This is a genomic window from Bacillus sp. FSL L8-0358 (genome assembly GCF_038593095.1).
In the GTDB taxonomy this organism is placed as follows: Bacteria; Bacillota; Bacilli; order Bacillales; family Bacillaceae; genus Bacillus; species Bacillus subtilis.
Genome location: NZ_CP151962.1, coordinates 2,744,098 through 2,762,304, shown reverse-complemented (window position 1 = coordinate 2,762,304; position 18,207 = coordinate 2,744,098). Strand labels below are relative to the sequence as shown.

15 protein-coding genes are annotated in these 18,207 nt (G+C 43.8%); 14 read left to right on the top strand and 1 reads right to left on the bottom strand.

The features are described 5' to 3' along the window. Positions 1-27: 27 nt before the first annotated feature. The 8 genes from leuC to yihA all read left to right on the top strand — a co-directional run bounded on the left by leuC (position 28) and on the right by yihA (position 11,116). Positions 28-1,446 carry a 3-isopropylmalate dehydratase large subunit gene (gene leuC, locus NYE49_RS14275; RefSeq protein WP_047182979.1) on the top strand — a complete coding sequence of 473 codons (1,419 nt, stop codon included), beginning with the start codon at positions 28-30 and terminating at the stop codon, positions 1,444-1,446. 12 nt (positions 1,447-1,458) lie between these two features. Then, positions 1,459-2,058: a 3-isopropylmalate dehydratase small subunit gene (leuD, locus tag NYE49_RS14270; protein WP_015384286.1), complete on the top strand. Its 600-nt coding sequence runs from the start codon at positions 1,459-1,461 to the stop codon at positions 2,056-2,058. 118 nt (positions 2,059-2,176) lie between these two features. Beyond that, positions 2,177-3,181: a DNA damage checkpoint antagonist DdcA gene (gene ddcA, locus NYE49_RS14265; RefSeq protein ID WP_047182978.1), complete on the top strand. Its 1,005-nt coding sequence runs from the start codon at positions 2,177-2,179 to the stop codon at positions 3,179-3,181. 227 nt (positions 3,182-3,408) lie between these two features. Then, a complete protein-coding gene (gene tig / locus NYE49_RS14260) occupies positions 3,409-4,683 on the top strand; it encodes a trigger factor (RefSeq protein WP_047182977.1) in 1,275 nt (424 codons plus the stop codon). A 271-nt stretch (positions 4,684-4,954) separates the two neighbouring features. Then, positions 4,955-6,217, top strand: coding sequence for an ATP-dependent protease ATP-binding subunit ClpX (gene clpX, locus NYE49_RS14255; RefSeq protein ID WP_003229613.1), 1,263 nt, complete (start codon positions 4,955-4,957; stop codon positions 6,215-6,217). A 151-nt stretch (positions 6,218-6,368) separates the two neighbouring features. Then, on the top strand, positions 6,369-8,027 hold the full coding sequence (gene lonB / locus NYE49_RS14250; protein WP_015483529.1) for an ATP-dependent protease LonB: 1,659 nt from the start codon (positions 6,369-6,371) through the stop codon (positions 8,025-8,027). Positions 8,028-8,207: 180 nt separating this feature from the next. Further along, positions 8,208-10,532, top strand: a complete 2,325-nt coding sequence (gene lon, locus NYE49_RS14245) for an endopeptidase La (RefSeq protein ID WP_047182976.1) — start codon at positions 8,208-8,210, stop codon at positions 10,530-10,532. After that, positions 10,529-11,116: a ribosome biogenesis GTP-binding protein YihA/YsxC gene (gene yihA / locus NYE49_RS14240; RefSeq protein ID WP_003229621.1), complete on the top strand. Its 588-nt coding sequence runs from the start codon at positions 10,529-10,531 to the stop codon at positions 11,114-11,116. Before lon ends, yihA begins: the two co-directional genes overlap by 4 nt. Before the next feature lie 21 nt (positions 11,117-11,137). On the opposite strand, the gene NYE49_RS14235 is transcribed toward yihA, so the two are convergent. Next, on the bottom strand, positions 11,138-11,635 hold the full coding sequence (locus NYE49_RS14235; protein ID WP_014477563.1) for a hypothetical protein: 498 nt from the start codon (positions 11,633-11,635) through the stop codon (positions 11,138-11,140). Positions 11,636-11,864: 229 nt separating this feature from the next. Here NYE49_RS14235 and hemA point away from each other — a divergent pair, with 229 nt between their 5' ends. The 6 genes from hemA to hemL are packed head-to-tail and all read left to right on the top strand — an operon-like array spanning position 11,865 to position 18,117. After that, positions 11,865-13,232: a glutamyl-tRNA reductase gene (gene hemA / locus NYE49_RS14230; protein WP_004399038.1), complete on the top strand. Its 1,368-nt coding sequence runs from the start codon at positions 11,865-11,867 to the stop codon at positions 13,230-13,232. A gap of 7 nt (positions 13,233-13,239) precedes the next feature. Further along, positions 13,240-14,070, top strand: a complete 831-nt coding sequence (locus tag NYE49_RS14225; protein WP_003222575.1) for a cytochrome c biogenesis protein — start codon at positions 13,240-13,242, stop codon at positions 14,068-14,070. 31 nt (positions 14,071-14,101) lie between these two features. Further along, positions 14,102-15,046 (top strand): hydroxymethylbilane synthase, encoded by a 945-nt coding sequence (hemC, locus tag NYE49_RS14220; RefSeq protein WP_342410342.1) that lies wholly within the window; start codon positions 14,102-14,104, stop codon positions 15,044-15,046. Continuing rightward, positions 15,036-15,824, top strand: a complete 789-nt coding sequence (hemD, locus tag NYE49_RS14215) for a uroporphyrinogen-III synthase (RefSeq protein ID WP_047182975.1) — start codon at positions 15,036-15,038, stop codon at positions 15,822-15,824. Before hemC ends, hemD begins: the two co-directional genes overlap by 11 nt. Further along, positions 15,821-16,795 (top strand): porphobilinogen synthase, encoded by a 975-nt coding sequence (gene hemB / locus NYE49_RS14210; protein ID WP_015483525.1) that lies wholly within the window; start codon positions 15,821-15,823, stop codon positions 16,793-16,795. Before hemD ends, hemB begins: the two co-directional genes overlap by 4 nt. A gap of 29 nt (positions 16,796-16,824) precedes the next feature. Further along, the gene (gene hemL, locus NYE49_RS14205; protein WP_015384279.1) at positions 16,825-18,117 is read left to right on the top strand and encodes a glutamate-1-semialdehyde 2,1-aminomutase; all 1,293 of its coding nucleotides are present in this window, start codon (positions 16,825-16,827) and stop codon (positions 18,115-18,117) included. Positions 18,118-18,207 lie beyond the last annotated feature (90 nt).

The following is an 18,207-nucleotide window of genomic DNA, read 5'->3' as shown; positions in this document are numbered from 1 at the left end:
GCTCTAGGTAGAGGGAGGAAATAAAAGATGATGCCTCGAACAATCATCGAAAAGATTTGGGATCAGCATATTGTAAAACATGGTGAGGGAAAGCCGGATCTTCTCTATATTGATTTGCACCTCATTCATGAGGTGACGTCTCCTCAGGCATTTGAAGGCTTGAGACAAAAGGGAAGAAAGGTCAGAAGACCCCAAAATACATTTGCGACAATGGACCACAACATCCCGACTGTCAATCGTTTTGAGATAAAGGATGAAGTTGCGAAACGCCAAGTAACGGCGCTTGAAAGAAACTGTGAGGAATTTGGCGTGCGCCTTGCCGATCTTCACAGTGTGGATCAAGGGATTGTCCATGTCGTCGGCCCTGAACTGGGCTTAACGCTTCCAGGGAAAACGATTGTGTGCGGTGACAGTCATACATCAACACATGGCGCATTCGGCGCTCTTGCATTTGGTATCGGGACGAGTGAAGTTGAACATGTCCTTTCCACACAGACACTTTGGCAGCAGCGTCCAAAAACACTTGAAGTGCGCGTAGATGGAACGCTTCAAAAAGGGGTAACGGCAAAGGATGTCATCCTTGCTGTCATCGGCAAATACGGTGTGAAATTCGGCACAGGCTACGTCATTGAATACACTGGGGAAGTATTCAGAAATATGACGATGGATGAACGAATGACTGTTTGTAACATGTCAATTGAAGCAGGAGCAAGAGCAGGTTTGATTGCACCTGACGAGGTGACGTTTGAATATTGCAAAAATCGCAAGTACACGCCAAAAGGCGAAGAATTTGACAAGGCCGTAGAGGAATGGAAGGCGCTGCGCACAGACCCGGGCGCTGTTTACGATAAATCTATCGTCCTTGACGGCAACAAAATTTCCCCTATGGTGACATGGGGCATTAACCCGGGAATGGTTCTTCCTGTCGATTCTGAAGTTCCTGCGCCGGAAAGCTTTTCTGCAGAAGATGACAAAAAAGAAGCGATTCGCGCTTATGAATATATGGGACTCACTCCTCATCAGAAAATTGAAGACATTAAAGTGGAGCACGTATTTATCGGTTCCTGCACGAATTCCCGCATGACTGACCTTCGCCAGGCTGCTGATATGATCAGGGGGAAGAAGGTAGCTGACAGCGTAAGGGCCATCGTCGTGCCCGGATCCCAAAGCGTGAAGCTTCAGGCTGAAAAAGAAGGGCTTGACCAGATTTTCTTGGAAGCTGGATTTGAATGGAGAGAGTCAGGCTGCAGCATGTGTTTGAGTATGAATAATGATGTTGTTCCTGAGGGAGAGCGCTGTGCATCAACCTCTAACCGCAACTTTGAGGGCAGACAAGGAAAAGGTGCAAGAACACATCTCGTCAGCCCGGCAATGGCTGCGATGGTTGCCATTCACGGACACTTCGTTGATGTCAGAAAGTTTTATCAGGAAAAAACAGTTGTGTAAGGAGTGCGCGAGATGGAACCTTTGAAATCACATACGGGGAAAGCGGCCGTATTAAATCGGATCAATGTGGATACAGACCAGATTATTCCTAAGCAATTTTTGAAGAGGATTGAAAGAACAGGCTACGGGCGTTTTGCATTCTTTGACTGGAGATATGATGCGAATGGTGAACCGAACCCTGAATTTGAATTAAACCAGCCTGTTTATCAAGGAGCTTCCATTTTAATAGCGGGGGAAAACTTCGGCTGCGGGTCATCGCGTGAACACGCTCCGTGGGCACTTGATGATTATGGGTTTAAAGTTATCATTGCACCGTCATTTGCTGATATTTTCCATCAGAACTGCTTTAAAAACGGCATGCTTCCGATCCGCATGCCATATGACAATTGGAAACAGCTTGTCGGCCAGTATGAAAACAAGTCATTGCAAATGACTGTTGACCTTGAAAATCAGCTGATTCATGACAGTGAAGGCAATCAAATTTCATTTGAAGTTGATCCGCATTGGAAAGAGATGCTGATCAACGGATATGATGAAATTTCATTAACGCTGCTGCTGGAGGATGAAATCAAGCAATTTGAATCACAAAGAAGCTCTTGGCTTCAAGCCTGAAAAAGCGGCCGGTATTTGTCCGGCGGCTTTTTTTGCCTAATGAAACCTTTCAATTCTTGTGTTTGTTCACAGGTGTTGATACACTTGAACAAAATAAATGCCTGAAAGGAATATAGGTATGACGCATGACAAGAAGAACGCAAAAATTATTCCTTTTCCTCATCTGAAAGACCGCCTTGTGGAAAAAGGGATGTCATCACTAAAGGAAAAAAAGTATCAAGAAGCGCTTGAACTGTTTTCAGAAGCGATGAAATATGATGATACTGAATCCGATCTTCACTTAGGGATGGCCATCTGCTTTTTAGAGCTGGGCGAGCTGGAAGAGGCAAAAAGCGTGTGCGAGAAGATGCTCAAAGAAGGTTATGGCCATTATTTTACGGTTTTGCAGGTGTACATGACCATCTTAATTCAGCTCAAAAAATATGAAGAAGTCAAAAGCACCATTGAAGCCGTTTTGGAAGAAAATCAGCTGCCGGCAGAAAGCGCCGAGCAATTTTATAAGCTGCTGGATTTCAGCCGGAAAATGACCGATCCGGATCGTGAGGACGAGGCTTGGGCCGAAGAATATGAGGATACAATTGACACCGAGAAAGTGCTGGCAAGCCCTGAGGAGCAAATGAATCTCATTCATTCCTTAAAAGACCGTAACGTAGCAAAGTATACAGGATTGCTCAAAACAATTCTCCAAGACCCCTCAGCCCATCCGATTATCAAAACGATGATTGTCATGCTGTTGGCTGAGCATGAGTACAGTAAACCTGTGCACATTAGTAAATTTGGCGAGTCTTTGACAATTGAACCGTCTGATATTGTTCCGCCTGATGCCGCCCCGATTCTGCACCGTGTTCTCAGGGTGCTGGATGAGACACTTGGAAATGAAAATCCAACCTTATATGCGGCAGTAGAAGAATTGTGGAGAAGACATTTGTACGTTTTATATCCGTTCCAGCCGAAATTGCTGTCGGCTGACCTTTGGGCGGCTGCCCTTCATAAAGTCGGTTACGAGATGCACGGGATTGAAATTGAAAGCGAAGAACTTCATATGATGTATGAATTTACAGACAGAGAACTCGATGAAGCTTGCACAATGTTAAAAGATATTGAAGAAATTTCTTATTTGTAAATCGCGCCATATAGTTGAAAGCGCTATGTGTTATGTTATAATATAGTGGTTGTATTTGTGTATAACGGGTTATAAGAAATACGGTTGGACAGGCTTTGCAGTTCATTATTAACATCTATACATAATGATTCTGATCTTTGGCAGCTTTGTTTTTGTTGGACGAAGCCGAATGATTGCTTTAGAATGGAAGACCGACACAACCTGAATAGATTTTTGGAGGGAAACACATGTCTGTAAAATGGGAAAAACAAGAAGGCAACGAAGGCGTTTTAACGGTTGAAGTTGATGCTGAAACGTTTAAAACAGCACTTGATGATGCATTTAAAAAAGTAGTAAAACAAGTTTCAATTCCTGGATTCCGTAAAGGTAAAATTCCTCGCGGATTATTCGAACAGCGCTTTGGCGTAGAAGCTCTTTACCAAGATGCTTTGGATATTCTTCTTCCTGTAGAATACCCTAAAGCGGTTGAAGAAGCTGGAATCGAGCCTGTAGACCGTCCTGAAATCGATGTTGAAAAAATCGAAAAAGGCGAAAGCTTAATCTTCACTGCGAAAGTAACAGTAAAACCTGAAGTGAAGCTTGGCGAATACAAAGGCCTGGGCATTGAAAAAGACGACACAACTGTAACTGACGAAGATGTTCAAAACGAACTAAAAGCCCTTCAAGAGCGTCAAGCTGAGCTTGTTGTAAATGAAGAAGGCGCCGTTGAAGAAGGAAACACAGTTGTTCTTGATTTCGAAGGATTCGTTGACGGCGAAGCTTTCGAAGGCGGAAAAGCTGAAAACTACTCTCTTGAAGTAGGATCTGGCTCATTTATCCCTGGCTTCGAAGATCAGTTAGTTGGTCTTGAAGCAGGCGCTGAAAAGGATGTTGAAGTGACATTCCCAGAAGAATACCACGCTGAAGAGCTTGCAGGCAAACCAGCTGTGTTTAAAGTGAAAATTCACGAAATCAAAGCGAAAGAGCTTCCTGAGCTTAACGATGAATTCGCAAAAGATATCGATGAAGAAGTGGAAACACTTGCTGAATTAACTGAAAAAACAAAGAAACGTCTGGAAGAAGCAAAAGAAAACGAAGCTGACGCTAAATTACGTGAAGAGCTTGTTCTGAAAGCTTCTGAAAATGCTGAAATCGACGTTCCGCAAGCAATGGTCGACACTGAGCTTGACCGCATGCTGAAAGAATTCGAACAGCGTCTGCAAATGCAAGGCATGAACCTTGAGCTTTACACTCAATTCTCAGGTCAAGATGAAGCTGCACTTAAAGAGCAAATGAAAGAAGATGCTGAAAAACGCGTAAAATCTAACCTGACTCTTGAGGCGATTGCGAAAGCGGAAAACCTTGAAGTATCAGATGAGGAAGTTGATGCTGAGCTTACTAAAATGGCTGAAGCATACAACATGCCTGTTGAAAATATTAAACAAGCCATCGGTTCTACTGACGCGATGAAAGAAGATTTAAAAGTTCGCAAAGCAATTGATTTTCTTGTAGAAAACCGTTAATATGGTGCATAATAATAGTACTAATAAAACAGGGCGCGAATCATTCGTGCCTTGTTTTGTACAATTATGAGTTATCTCTTTTTCTTGGGGCAATATAGTTAATGCAGGGCTGTTTTTTGTCATACATATAGAATGTGCAAGTCAGAAACACATTGTTACCGTCTTTTTGGAAAGTATGGTAAAATGCAATACATACTCGTTCGTTTCAAGAATCATTTTCTTTTGCTCTGCCGGTAAAAGAAAAAGTGAGACAAGATTAAGGGGTGAAAGAATGTTTAAATTTAACGAGGAAAAAGGACAATTAAAATGCTCGTTCTGTGGAAAAACACAAGATCAGGTTCGTAAGCTTGTAGCTGGACCTGGTGTATATATATGTGACGAATGTATCGAACTCTGCACTGAAATTGTAGAGGAAGAACTCGGAACAGAAGAAGAAGTAGAATTTAAAGACGTACCAAAGCCTCAGGAAATTCGTGAAATTTTGAATGAATATGTCATCGGCCAAGATCAAGCGAAGAAATCACTTGCTGTGGCTGTGTATAACCACTATAAGCGCATTAACTCTAACAGCAAAGTTGATGATGTTGAGCTTTCAAAAAGTAATATTTCATTAATCGGCCCTACGGGAAGCGGTAAAACCCTTCTGGCGCAAACATTGGCTCGCATTTTAAATGTGCCGTTTGCGATTGCAGACGCTACATCTTTGACTGAAGCTGGATACGTGGGTGAAGATGTAGAGAATATTCTCTTGAAGCTCATCCAAGCTGCTGATTATGATGTGGAAAAAGCCGAAAAAGGCATTATCTATATTGATGAAATCGATAAAGTGGCTAGAAAATCTGAAAACCCGTCTATCACACGTGATGTGTCAGGTGAGGGTGTACAGCAGGCATTGCTTAAAATTCTTGAAGGTACAGTGGCAAGCGTACCGCCTCAAGGTGGACGTAAGCATCCTCATCAAGAATTCATTCAAATTGACACAACAAATATTTTGTTCATTTGCGGCGGAGCTTTCGATGGTATCGAACAAATCATCAAACGCCGTTTAGGCCAAAAAGTGATTGGATTCGGTGCCGACAATAAAGCTGCTGATCTTGAGAAAGAAGACCTTCTTTCAAAAGTGCTTCCTGAAGATTTGCTCCGTTTCGGGTTAATTCCTGAATTTATCGGACGTCTTCCGGTTATTGCAAGCCTTGAAAAGCTTGACGAAGAAGCATTGGTTGCGATCTTAACAAAACCGAAAAACGCTCTTGTTAAGCAATTCAAGAAAATGCTTGAGCTTGATAACGTTGAGCTTGAGTTTGAAGAAGAAGCGCTTTCTGAAATTGCTAAAAAAGCAATTGAACGCAAGACTGGAGCACGCGGACTCCGTTCCATCATTGAAGGCATCATGCTTGATGTGATGTTTGAGCTGCCTTCTCGTGATGACATTGAAAAATGTGTAATCACCGGGGCAACTGTGACACACGGAGAGCCTCCTCGCCTCTTATTAAAAGACGGCACTGAGGTAAGCCAAGATAAAACATCTGCATAAAGATAAGTACAAACCTCCTGAGTGGTAACACTCAGGAGGTTTTTTTGCATGCAACTCTTCTGGAAAAACGTTTATTCCCGTCTTCTATGGGAGATACTAGCAATCAGAGGAATGAATTGGATACATAAATTGTTTTTCAGGAGGGACCACCATGAGTTGGACAGGGATCGCGTTATTTATTCAGCTGTTTTTTGGGATCATCATCGGTTTGTATTTTTGGAATTTGCTTAAAAATCAAAGGACACAAAAGGTCACGATAGATAAAGAATCAAAGAAGGAAATGGAGCAGCTTCGGAAAATGCGCGCTATCAGCTTGTCCGAGCCATTATCTGAGAAGGTCCGCCCCAAAAGCTTTAAAGATATCGTCGGACAGGAAGACGGCATTAAAGCATTAAAGGCTGCTTTATGCGGGCCAAATCCTCAGCATGTGATTGTCTATGGGCCACCGGGAGTTGGGAAAACGGCTGCTGCGCGGCTTGTGTTGGAAGAAGCAAAAAAACATAAACAATCACCGTTTAAAGAGCAGGCTGTCTTTGTGGAACTCGATGCGACAACAGCCCGTTTTGATGAAAGAGGAATTGCCGATCCGCTCATTGGCTCTGTCCATGACCCTATATACCAAGGGGCCGGAGCGATGGGACAGGCTGGGATTCCGCAGCCGAAGCAGGGAGCTGTCACCCATGCCCATGGCGGTGTGCTGTTTATTGATGAAATAGGGGAGCTGCATCCTATTCAAATGAATAAAATGCTGAAGGTGCTTGAGGACAGAAAAGTCTTTTTAGACAGTGCGTATTACAGTGAGGAAAATACACAAATTCCGAATCATATTCATGATATTTTTCAAAATGGGCTGCCGGCTGATTTTCGCTTGATTGGCGCGACCACGAGAATGCCAAACGAAATTCCGCCAGCTATCCGGTCCCGCTGTTTGGAGGTTTTTTTCCGCGAGCTTGAAAAGGACGAGCTGAAAACGGTTGCTAAAACAGCAGCTGATAAAATTGAAAAAAATATCTCCGAAGAAGGACTGGATCTTTTGACCAGCTACACGCGGAACGGGCGGGAAGCCGTCAATATGATTCAAATCGCAGCGGGGATGGCTGTAACGGAGAATCGGAAAGACATTACGATTGAGGATATTGAATGGGTCATTCACTCCAGTCAGCTTACTCCAAAGCACGAGCAAAAAATCGGTGTTGAACCACAGGTTGGCATTGTAAATGGGCTTGCAGTCTATGGGCCTAACAGCGGATCGCTTCTGGAAATCGAAGTGAGTGTAACCTCGGCTCAAGATAAAGGATCAATTAACATCACAGGAATAGCTGAAGAAGAAAGCATCGGCAGCCAATCAAAATCAATCAGACGAAAAAGCATGGCGAAGGGTTCGGTTGAAAATGTATTAACCGTGCTCCGGACAATGGGAATGAAGCCTTCTGATTATGATATTCACATCAATTTCCCAGGAGGGATTCCAATTGATGGGCCGTCAGCAGGCATTGCGATGGCGGCGGGGATTTTCTCGGCGATACACAAAATTCCTATTGACAATACCGTTGCGATGACGGGCGAAATCAGCCTGAACGGTCTTGTGAAACCCATCGGAGGCGTCATTCCGAAAATAAAAGCGGCCAAGCAGTCCGGTGCGAAAAAGGTGATTATCCCATATGAAAATCAGCAGGCGATCTTAAAGCAGATTGACGGGATCAAGATTATTGCAGTGAAGACGTTCCAGGAAGTGCTTGATGAAATTTTAGTGAATCCGCCAACGGAACAAAAACCGTTTCATATTGAAATCAATAAAGAATCCGTTTAAACCCTATTTTGATAATAGGGTTTTTTTCATGAAGGACATCTTTTCCTTTTTCATATCAGAAAGAAAGGGTATACTACGAGGAGACTGTTTTATAGAAAATGGAACCATGCCGTTTATTGTACAAGGATGAAAAAGTTGTATTATAATGGTTCATACTAAAGTCACGGAGGTGTCAGTCACATGGCAGAAGAATTAAAACGCAGCATCCCGCTCCTCCCTTTAAGAGGTTTATTAGTGTACCCGACGATGGTTTTGCATTTAGATGTAGGACGTGACAAGTCGGTTCAAGCTCTTGAACAGGCAATGATGCATGATCATATGATATTTTTAGCCACTCAGCAGGATATTTCGATAGACGAACCTGGTGAAGACGAGATTTTCACTGTCGGCACCTATACAAAAATTAAGCAAATGCTGAAGCTTCCGAACGGTACGATTCGTGTGTTGGTGGAGGGCCTCAAACGCGCCCAGATCGTCAAATACAATGAACACGAGGATTACACGTCGGTCGACATTCAACTTATTCATGAAGATGATTCAAAAGATACAGAAGACGAAGCATTGATGCGGACTTTGCTAGACCACTTTGATCAGTACATAAAAATTTCTAAAAAAATCTCGGCCGAAACGTACGCCGCGGTTACTGATATCGAAGAGCCGGGGAGAATGGCAGACATCGTTGCTTCTCATCTGCCCCTTAAACTAAAGGATAAGCAGGATATTTTAGAAACGGCTGATGTCAAAGACAGGCTGAACAAGGTCATTGATTTTATTAATAATGAAAAAGAAGTGCTGGAGATTGAGAAAAAAATCGGCCAGCGCGTCAAACGTTCGATGGAGCGTACGCAGAAGGAATACTACTTGCGTGAACAAATGAAGGCGATCCAAAAAGAGCTTGGCGATAAAGAAGGCAAAACTGGCGAAGTTCAGACTCTGACGGAAAAAATCGAAGAAGCAGGCATGCCTGAGCATGTGAAGGAAACAGCGCTTAAAGAATTGAACAGATATGAAAAAATTCCGTCAAGTTCTGCGGAAAGCTCCGTGATCCGCAACTATATCGACTGGCTGGTTGCTCTTCCGTGGACGGATGAAACAGATGATAAGCTTGATTTGAAAGAAGCAGGACGTCTCTTGAACGAAGAGCACCACGGGCTTGAAAAAGTAAAAGAACGTATTTTAGAATATCTGGCTGTCCAGAAGCTGACCAAATCCCTGAAAGGCCCGATTCTCTGTTTGGCAGGACCTCCAGGTGTCGGAAAAACGTCTTTAGCCAAATCAATTGCAAAAAGCTTGGGACGCAAATTCGTCAGAATCTCACTCGGAGGAGTACGGGACGAATCAGAGATACGCGGACACAGACGGACCTATGTCGGAGCAATGCCTGGACGTATTATTCAAGGGATGAAAAAAGCGGGCAAGCTGAATCCGGTCTTCTTATTAGACGAAATTGACAAAATGTCATCTGATTTTAGAGGAGACCCATCATCCGCTATGCTTGAAGTGCTTGATCCAGAGCAAAACAGCAGCTTCAGTGATCACTATATTGAAGAAACCTTTGATTTATCCAAAGTGCTGTTTATCGCAACGGCGAACAATTTGGCCACAATCCCGGGCCCGCTCAGAGACAGAATGGAAATTATTAATATCGCAGGCTACACAGAAATAGAAAAACTTGAAATCGTAAAGGATCACTTGCTCCCAAAGCAAATCAAAGAACACGGGCTGAAGAAAAGCAACCTGCAGCTGCGTGATCAGGCGATTCTTGATATTATCCGCTACTATACGAGAGAAGCTGGTGTGAGAAGCCTTGAACGCCAGCTTGCCGCGATTTGCCGTAAAGCTGCAAAAGCCATTGTTGCTGAAGAGCGAAAACGGATTACGGTTACTGAGAAGAACCTTCAAGACTTTATCGGAAAACGTATTTTCAGATATGGACAAGCTGAAACAGAGGATCAGGTTGGTGTAGTGACAGGGCTTGCTTATACAACCGTTGGCGGAGATACGCTGTCGATTGAAGTATCGCTTTCTCCGGGGAAAGGGAAATTAATCCTGACAGGAAAGCTCGGAGATGTTATGAGAGAGTCAGCTCAGGCTGCATTCAGCTATGTGCGATCCAAAACAGAAGAACTTGGCATTGAACCTGACTTTCATGAGAAGTATGATATTCATATACATGTACCAGAGGGTGCGGTGCCAAAAGATGGTCCGTCAGCCGGTATTACGATGGCAACAGCGCTTGTTTCTGCTTTAACGGGACGGGCGGTTTCGCGTGAAGTCGGCATGACTGGAGAAATCACGCTTCGCGGGCGCGTGCTGCCGATCGGCGGCTTGAAGGAAAAAGCGCTTGGCGCACATAGAGCGGGATTAACGACCATTATTGCGCCTAAAGATAATGAAAAAGATATAGAGGATATTCCGGAAAGCGTCAGGGAGGGGCTGACATTTATATTGGCGTCCCACTTAGACGAGGTTTTGGAACATGCCTTAGTAGGAGAGAAGAAATGAAAGTCACAAAGTCAGAAATCGTGATCAGTGCAGTAAAACCGGAACAGTACCCTGAAGGGGGGCTTCCGGAAATCGCATTGGCCGGAAGATCGAACGTAGGAAAATCGTCTTTTATCAATTCATTAATCAATCGCAAAAATCTTGCGAGAACGTCATCAAAGCCAGGAAAAACACAAACGCTTAATTTCTATATTATCAATGATGAGCTGCATTTTGTGGATGTGCCGGGCTACGGTTTTGCCAAAGTGTCAAAGTCTGAGCGTGAAGCATGGGGCAGAATGATTGAAACCTATATCACGACACGCGAGGAATTAAAAGCTGTGGTGCAGATCGTTGATTTGCGGCATGCGCCATCTAATGATGATGTACAGATGTATGAATTTTTAAAGTATTACGGCATTCCTGTTATTGTTATCGCTACAAAGGCGGATAAAATCCCGAAAGGCAAATGGGACAAACACGCGAAGGTTGTCCGACAAACATTAAATATTGATCCGGAAGACGAGCTGATTCTCTTTTCCTCAGAAACGAAAAAGGGAAAAGACGAAGCTTGGGGAGCGATCAAAAAAATGATAAACCGGTAGAGAATCCTCTACCGGTTTTATTTATCGTATAGATTTTTTTCGTTTTATCAATAATAACAATAAACTGATTCCAATAAAGACAAACGGCCAATACTCCTTCAGAAGCGCTGTTGGAATATGCGCAGACTCAAGCCATGCCATAATTTGTTTAAAAAAGTACAAAAACAGGGAAAAACAAATCATCGACACAGCTTCATATACATATTCTTTTTTTTGAACGGCTGAAACGAGAAGTGAGAAGCCGATCATAAAGAGGAGCATTTCAAAATCATCCGGCCACCATACCCATTTCGGCTTGGCAAAAAAGTGTAAACCGATCCCGAAGAGAAGTAAACCGATGAAGAAATGGGGTGTAACGGCTTCTTTTTTTCCTTGATATACAAAGGCTGCGCCTAACAGCATGAGGAGAACAGGCCATTGATCCTGCCCTGAAAACAGTTCGGCTTGGCCGCTTTCTAGCCATGCATATACAGAAGCGGCAAGCAGCAGACAAGGGAATAAAATTGATTTTTGTTTCATGCATATCACCTTCTTGTTTTTTAGAGCTGATGTGTAGTAAATTTCTGCTGTTTTTGGTATTGTCAATAGGAATGCTTCTTTTCCCTGAAGCTTTTTCTAATATAGCATAAGAATTTTAAAATCTGTTCACATTTTGTGAAAGAAACTATGTTATAATTATTATAAATAATGAGTTCTATGTTAGAATGATTATAAATTAAGATTCGGTGTTGGGGGTGTAATTAGAGCGATGCATATACTTGTTGTGGGAGTAGATTATAAATCCGCCCCTATTGAGATACGTGAAAAAGTAAGTTTTCAGCCGAATGAGCTGGCAGAAGCAATGGTGCAGCTGAAAGAAGAGAAAAGCATTCTTGAAAACATCATTGTCTCAACCTGCAACCGCACTGAAATTTATGCGGTAGTCGACCAGCTCCATACCGGCCGTTATTATATAAAAAAGTTTTTAGCTGATTGGTTTCAATTAAGCAAAGAAGAGCTGTCACCGTTCTTAACGTTTTATGAGAGCGATGCCGCTGTTGAGCATTTATTCCGTGTAGCCTGCGGACTTGACTCTATGGTGATTGGCGAAACGCAGATTCTCGGACAGGTACGCGACAGCTTTAAAACAGCTCAGCAAGAAAAAACGATCGGGACTATTTTTAATGAGCTGTTTAAGCAGGCGGTTACAGTGGGCAAACGGACTCACGCCGAAACAGACATTGGCTCAAATGCGGTGTCAGTAAGCTATGCTGCAGTTGAACTTGCTAAAAAAATCTTCGGGAATCTTTCAAGCAAGCACATATTGATTCTCGGTGCGGGAAAAATGGGCGAGCTTGCTGCGGAAAACCTGCACGGACAGGGAATCGGCAAGGTCACTGTCATTAACCGAACATACTTGAAAGCGAAGGAGCTTGCAGACCGTTTCTCAGGTGAAGCGAGAAGCTTGAATCAGCTTGAAAGCGCGCTTGCGGAGGCTGATATTTTAATCAGTTCAACCGGTGCAAGTGAATTTGTCGTGTCCAAAGAGATGATGGAAAACGCGAATAAGCTTCGCAAGGGACGTCCGCTGTTTATGGTCGACATTGCCGTGCCTAGAGATCTTGATCCGGCGCTGAATGATCTTGAAGGTGTTTTTCTTTATGATATCGACGATCTGGAAGGCATTGTAGAAGCGAACATGAAAGAACGGAGAGAAACAGCTGAAAAAGTTGAACTGTTAATTGAAGAAACCATTGTGGAATTTAAACAATGGATGAATACACTTGGTGTTGTGCCGGTTATTTCTGCATTGCGCGAAAAGGCGCTTGCCATCCAGTCAGAAACGATGGACAGCATCGAGCGTAAGCTGCCTCACTTAAGCACAAGAGAGAAAAAACTGTTGAACAAACACACCAAAAGTATTATTAACCAAATGCTTCGTGATCCGATTTTAAAGGTGAAAGAGCTTGCGGCAGATGCTGATTCTGAAGAAAAGCTCGCGTTGTTTATGCAGATTTTTGATATTGAAGAAGCTGCGGGCCGTCAAATGATGAAAACCGTTGAAAGCAGCCAGAAGGTCCACTCTTTTAAGAAGGCTGAATCAAAAGCGGGCTTTAGCCCACTTGTAAGTGAGTGAAAGCTGAATGATTGATACTGCAATGGCAAGACTTAATGAGGGGACAATCGTCATTTACGCGTTAAGTGTACTCTTTTATTTTATAGATTTTCTTCAACACAACCGGAAGGCTGGAAAAATGGCCTTCTGGTTGCTTTCTATTGTCTGGACTCTGCAAACCGTGTATTTGGCCTATTTTATGTGGGTGACGGGGCGGTTTCCGGTATTAAATGTGACGGAGGCGCTTTATTTTTATGCCTGGGTGCTTGTCACGCTGTCACTTGTACTGACAAAGCTTTTACGTGTTGACTTTATCGTGTTTTTTACAAATGTTATAGGATTTTCTATGATCGCCATTCACACATTTTCACCGACAGAGCAGCAGTCAGCTGCTTTTTCCGGGCAGCTTGTATCCGAGCTTTTGGTGATTCATATTACAATGGCGATTCTTTCATACGGCGCTTTTTCCCTTTCTTTCGTTTTTTCTGTGCTATATATGTTTCAATATCATCTGCTGAAAAAGAAAAAGTGGGGAAAATGGCTGTTGAGAATAGAAGATTTATCTAAGCTTGATTATATGGCGTATGTTTTAAATGTCATTGGGGTTCCGATGCTGCTGCTGAGTTTGATTCTCGGCGTCATTTGGGCATATGTCTCACTAGAAACGCTGTATTGGTTTGACGCCAAAGTGCTTGGTTCGTTTGTCGTCCTGCTGCTGTACAGCTATTATCTTTATATCAGGCTGATTAAAGAGCTGCAAGGAAAGGTCGCTGCACTGTGGAATACGGCTTGTTTTCTGGTGCTGATGATCAATTATTTCCTGCTTGGAAGCCTGTCGCAATTCCATTGGTTCAGTTAAACATGTCCCAAGCAGATTCGGGAGGAAAGAAATGATGAGAACGATTAAAGTAGGTTCCAGACGAAGCAAACTCGCTATGACTCAAACAAAATGGGTTATTCAAAAACTGAAGGAAATCAATCCTTTGTTTGCTTTTGAAATTAAAGAGATCGTGACAAAGGGCGACCGGATTGTCGATGTTACACTCTCAAAAGTGGGTGGAAAAGGGCTGTTTGTCAAAGAAATTGAACAGGCGCTTTTAAACGAAGAGATTGATATGGCAGTGCACAGCATGAAGGACATGCCTGCTGTTTTGCCTGAAGGCCTTGTGATCGGCTGTATTCCTGAACGGGAAGATCCTCGTGATGCCCTTATTTCAAAGAATCGCGTAAAGCTTTCAGAAATGAAGGAAGGTGCTGTCATTGGCACAAGCAGTTTAAGAAGAAGCGCGCAGCTTTTGATTGAGCGCCCTGACCTTACAATTAAATGGATTAGAGGTAATATAGATACAAGACTTCAAAAGCTGGAAACAGAGGATTATGACGCGATTATTTTAGCGGCTGCCGGCCTTTCTAGAATGGGTTGGAAGCAAGATGTCGTAACCGAATTCCTTGAGCCTGAGCGCTGTTTGCCTGCTGTGGGGCAGGGAGCACTGGCGATTGAGTGCCGAGAATCGGATGAAGAGCTGTTGGCGTTGTTTTCTCAGTTTACAGATGAATATACAAAACGGACTGTCTTAGCGGAACGTGCTTTTTTAAACGCGATGGAGGGCGGCTGTCAGGTTCCGATCGCAGGCTACTCCGTGTTAAATGGACAGGATGAAATTGAAATGACAGGTCTTGTCGCTTCACCTGACGGCAAAATCATTTTTAAAGAAACCGTCACCGGAAACGATCCGGAGGAAGTAGGAAAGCGCTGTGCCGCTCTTATGGCTGACAAAGGAGCAAAAGATATAATTGATCGTGTAAAACGGGAGCTTGATGAGGATGGAAAATGATTTTCCGTTGAAAGGAAAAACAGTGCTTGTCACCCGGAATAAGGCACAGGCAACATCATTTCAGCAAAAAGTGGGGGCGCTTGGCGGTAAAGCGGTTTTAACCTCTTTGATTACGTTTCGCCGCGCTTTGCCGAATGATGTTGCGGAACAAGTAAGAGAGGATCTTGCCGTGCCAGGCTGGCTTGTTTTTACAAGTGTGAACGGGGCAGACTTCTTTTTTTCTTATCTGAAGGAAAATCAGCTTATTCTCCCTGCGCATAAAAAAATTGCAGCCGTCGGTGAAAAAACCGCCCGCCGTTTAAAAACGCATAACGTATCGGTTGATGTGATGCCACAGGAGTATATTGCTGAACAATTGGCTGACGCTCTTAAGCAGCATGCTGAACCGGGGGAGCCCATTACCGTGATGAAAGGGAATTTGTCACGTGATGTGATAAAACAAGAGCTTGTCCCGCTCGGTTTTGAAGTAAAGGAATGGGTTCTCTACGAAACGATTCCGGATGAAGAAGGCATTGAGGAACTGAAAGACGCTGCGGGTCAATATTCCTTTGACTATGTAACATTTACGAGTTCATCAACCGTACATACGTTTATGCATGTCTTGGGAGAAGAATTAAAAAAGTGGAAGGCGAATGGGACGGCCTGTATCAGCATTGGGCCTTTAACAAGTGATGCCCTTCTGACGTACGGCATCACATCGCATACGCCTGATACATTTACAATAGATGGCATGCTTGAATTAATGTGCAGCATGTCAAGAGAGGAAGAGAGAATATGAGTCAATCATTTAATAGACACCGCCGCCTGCGGACATCAAAAGCAATGAGAGAAATGGTAAAGGAAACACGTTTGCATCCATCAGATTTTATTTATCCGATTTTTGTCGTTGAAGGTCTGGAAGGCAAAAAAGCTGTTCCGTCAATGCCTGATGTTTACCATGTATCATTAGATTTATTGAAGGATGAAGTAGCGGAGCTGGTCAAACTGGGCATTCAATCTGTTATCGTGTTCGGCATCCCGGAAGAAAAAGATGATTGCGGAACACAAGCGTACCATGATCACGGAATTGTCCAAAAAGCCATCACAGAAATTAAAGAACACTTCCCTGAAATGGTTGTTGTCGCTGACACGTGCCTGTGCGAATATACAGACCACGGCCATTGCGGACTTGTCAAAGACGGGGTCATCCTCAATGATGAATCGCTGGAGCTTTTGGCGCAGACAGCTGTCAGCCAAGCGAAAGCAGGTGCGGATATCATTGCGCCATCAAACATGATGGACGGATTTGTTACAGTGATCAGAGAAGCACTTGATAAAGAAGGATTCGTCAATATTCCAATCATGTCTTACGCTGTGAAATATTCTAGCGAGTTTTACGGTCCGTTCCGTGATGCAGCAAACAGCACACCGCAATTCGGAGACCGCAAAACATATCAGATGGACCCTGCCAACCGTATGGAGGCACTCCGCGAAGCACAATCAGATGTCGAGGAAGGCGCGGACTTTTTGATTGTCAAACCTTCGCTTTCTTATATGGATATCATGCGTGACGTAAAAAATGAGTTTACTTTGCCGCTCGTCGCTTATAATGTAAGCGGAGAGTATTCAATGGTGAAGGCTGCAGCGCAGAACGGCTGGATCAAAGAAAAAGAAATTGTGTTGGAAATTTTGACAAGCATGAAGCGCGCGGGTGCCGACCTGATTATTACGTATCATGCGAAAGACGCAGCGAAATGGCTTGCGGAGTAATTTTATTCAGTTGACAGGAGTTGAGGCAGATGAGAAGCTATGAAAAATCAAAAACGGCTTTTAAAGAAGCGCAAAAACTCATGCCGGGCGGTGTGAACAGTCCCGTTCGCGCATTTAAATCGGTAGACATGGACCCGATTTTTATGGAACGCGGAAAAGGCTCGAAAATCTTTGATATTGACGGGAATGAATATATTGACTACGTCTTGTCATGGGGGCCTTTAATTTTAGGGCATACAAATGACCGTGTCGTAGAAAGCCTCAAAAAAGTGGCTGAATACGGGACAAGCTTCGGTGCTCCGACTGAAGTGGAAAATGAACTGGCTAAGCTCGTCATTGATCGTGTGCCATCTGTAGAAATTGTACGAATGGTAAGCTCCGGAACAGAGGCTACAATGAGTGCCCTCCGTTTGGCAAGGGGCTATACAGGGCGCAACAAGATTTTAAAATTTGAGGGCTGCTACCACGGGCACGGCGATTCTCTCTTGATTAAAGCTGGTTCAGGTGTTGCCACTCTCGGTCTGCCTGACAGCCCGGGGGTGCCTGAAGGCATTGCGAAAAACACCATCACCGTTCCGTACAATGATTTAGAAAGTGTAAAGCTTGCTTTCCAGCAATTCGGTGAAGACATTGCGGGAGTCATTGTAGAGCCAGTTGCCGGAAATATGGGTGTTGTTCCGCCGCAAGAAGGTTTCCTGCAGGGTCTGCGTGATATCACTGAGCAGTACGGCTCTCTGCTGATTTTTGATGAAGTGATGACTGGCTTCCGGGTCGATTATAACTGCGCTCAAGGCTACTTCGGCGTAACGCCTGATCTGACTTGTTTAGGAAAAGTAATTGGGGGCGGACTTCCTGTCGGGGCCTATGGCGGAAAGGCAGAAATCATGGAGCAGATCGCTCCAAGCGGTCCGATCTATCAAGCTGGTACATTGTCAGGCAACCCGCTTGCAATGACGGCTGGCTTAGAGACATTGAAACAGCTGACACCTGATTCCTACAAGAATTTCATCAAAAAAGGCGACAGACTGGAAGAAGGAATTTCAAAAGCCGCCGAGGCTCATGGCATTCCGCATACCTTTAACCGTGCAGGTTCGATGATCGGTTTCTTCTTTACAAACGAACCAGTCATCAATTATGAAACAGCGAAATCATCTGATTTGAAGCTGTTCGCAAGCTATTATAAGGGGATGGCAAATGAAGGGGTATTCCTTCCGCCATCACAATTCGAAGGTCTTTTCCTCTCAACGGCCCATACTGATGAAGATATTGAAAACACAATCCAGGCAGCTGAGAAAGTATTTGCTGAGATCAGCCGCAGATAAGAGTGAAAACCGGTATCAAGGACTCCTTGTGCCGGTTTTTTCGTGCTCTCCCACTCATATTTTCTCCAGTTCATACATACACCTTTAGTG

Excerpts from the sequence above, each read along its gene's own strand:
- leuC (WP_047182979.1), top strand. The coding sequence starts at position 28 with ATGATGCCTCGAACAATCATCGAAAAGATTTGGGATCAGCATATTGTA.
- leuD (WP_015384286.1), top strand. The coding sequence starts at position 1,459 with ATGGAACCTTTGAAATCACATACGGGGAAAGCGGCCGTATTAAATCGG.
- ddcA (WP_047182978.1), top strand. The coding sequence starts at position 2,177 with ATGACGCATGACAAGAAGAACGCAAAAATTATTCCTTTTCCTCATCTG.
- tig (WP_047182977.1), top strand. The coding sequence starts at position 3,409 with ATGTCTGTAAAATGGGAAAAACAAGAAGGCAACGAAGGCGTTTTAACG.
- clpX (WP_003229613.1), top strand. The coding sequence starts at position 4,955 with ATGTTTAAATTTAACGAGGAAAAAGGACAATTAAAATGCTCGTTCTGT.
- lonB (WP_015483529.1), top strand. The coding sequence starts at position 6,369 with ATGAGTTGGACAGGGATCGCGTTATTTATTCAGCTGTTTTTTGGGATC.
- lon (WP_047182976.1), top strand. The coding sequence starts at position 8,208 with ATGGCAGAAGAATTAAAACGCAGCATCCCGCTCCTCCCTTTAAGAGGT.
- yihA (WP_003229621.1), top strand. The coding sequence starts at position 10,529 with ATGAAAGTCACAAAGTCAGAAATCGTGATCAGTGCAGTAAAACCGGAA.
- NYE49_RS14235 (WP_014477563.1), bottom strand. The coding sequence starts at position 11,635 with ATGAAACAAAAATCAATTTTATTCCCTTGTCTGCTGCTTGCCGCTTCT.
- hemA (WP_004399038.1), top strand. The coding sequence starts at position 11,865 with ATGCATATACTTGTTGTGGGAGTAGATTATAAATCCGCCCCTATTGAG.
- NYE49_RS14225 (WP_003222575.1), top strand. The coding sequence starts at position 13,240 with ATGATTGATACTGCAATGGCAAGACTTAATGAGGGGACAATCGTCATT.
- hemC (WP_342410342.1), top strand. The coding sequence starts at position 14,102 with ATGATGAGAACGATTAAAGTAGGTTCCAGACGAAGCAAACTCGCTATG.
- hemD (WP_047182975.1), top strand. The coding sequence starts at position 15,036 with ATGGAAAATGATTTTCCGTTGAAAGGAAAAACAGTGCTTGTCACCCGG.
- hemB (WP_015483525.1), top strand. The coding sequence starts at position 15,821 with ATGAGTCAATCATTTAATAGACACCGCCGCCTGCGGACATCAAAAGCA.
- hemL (WP_015384279.1), top strand. The coding sequence starts at position 16,825 with ATGAGAAGCTATGAAAAATCAAAAACGGCTTTTAAAGAAGCGCAAAAA.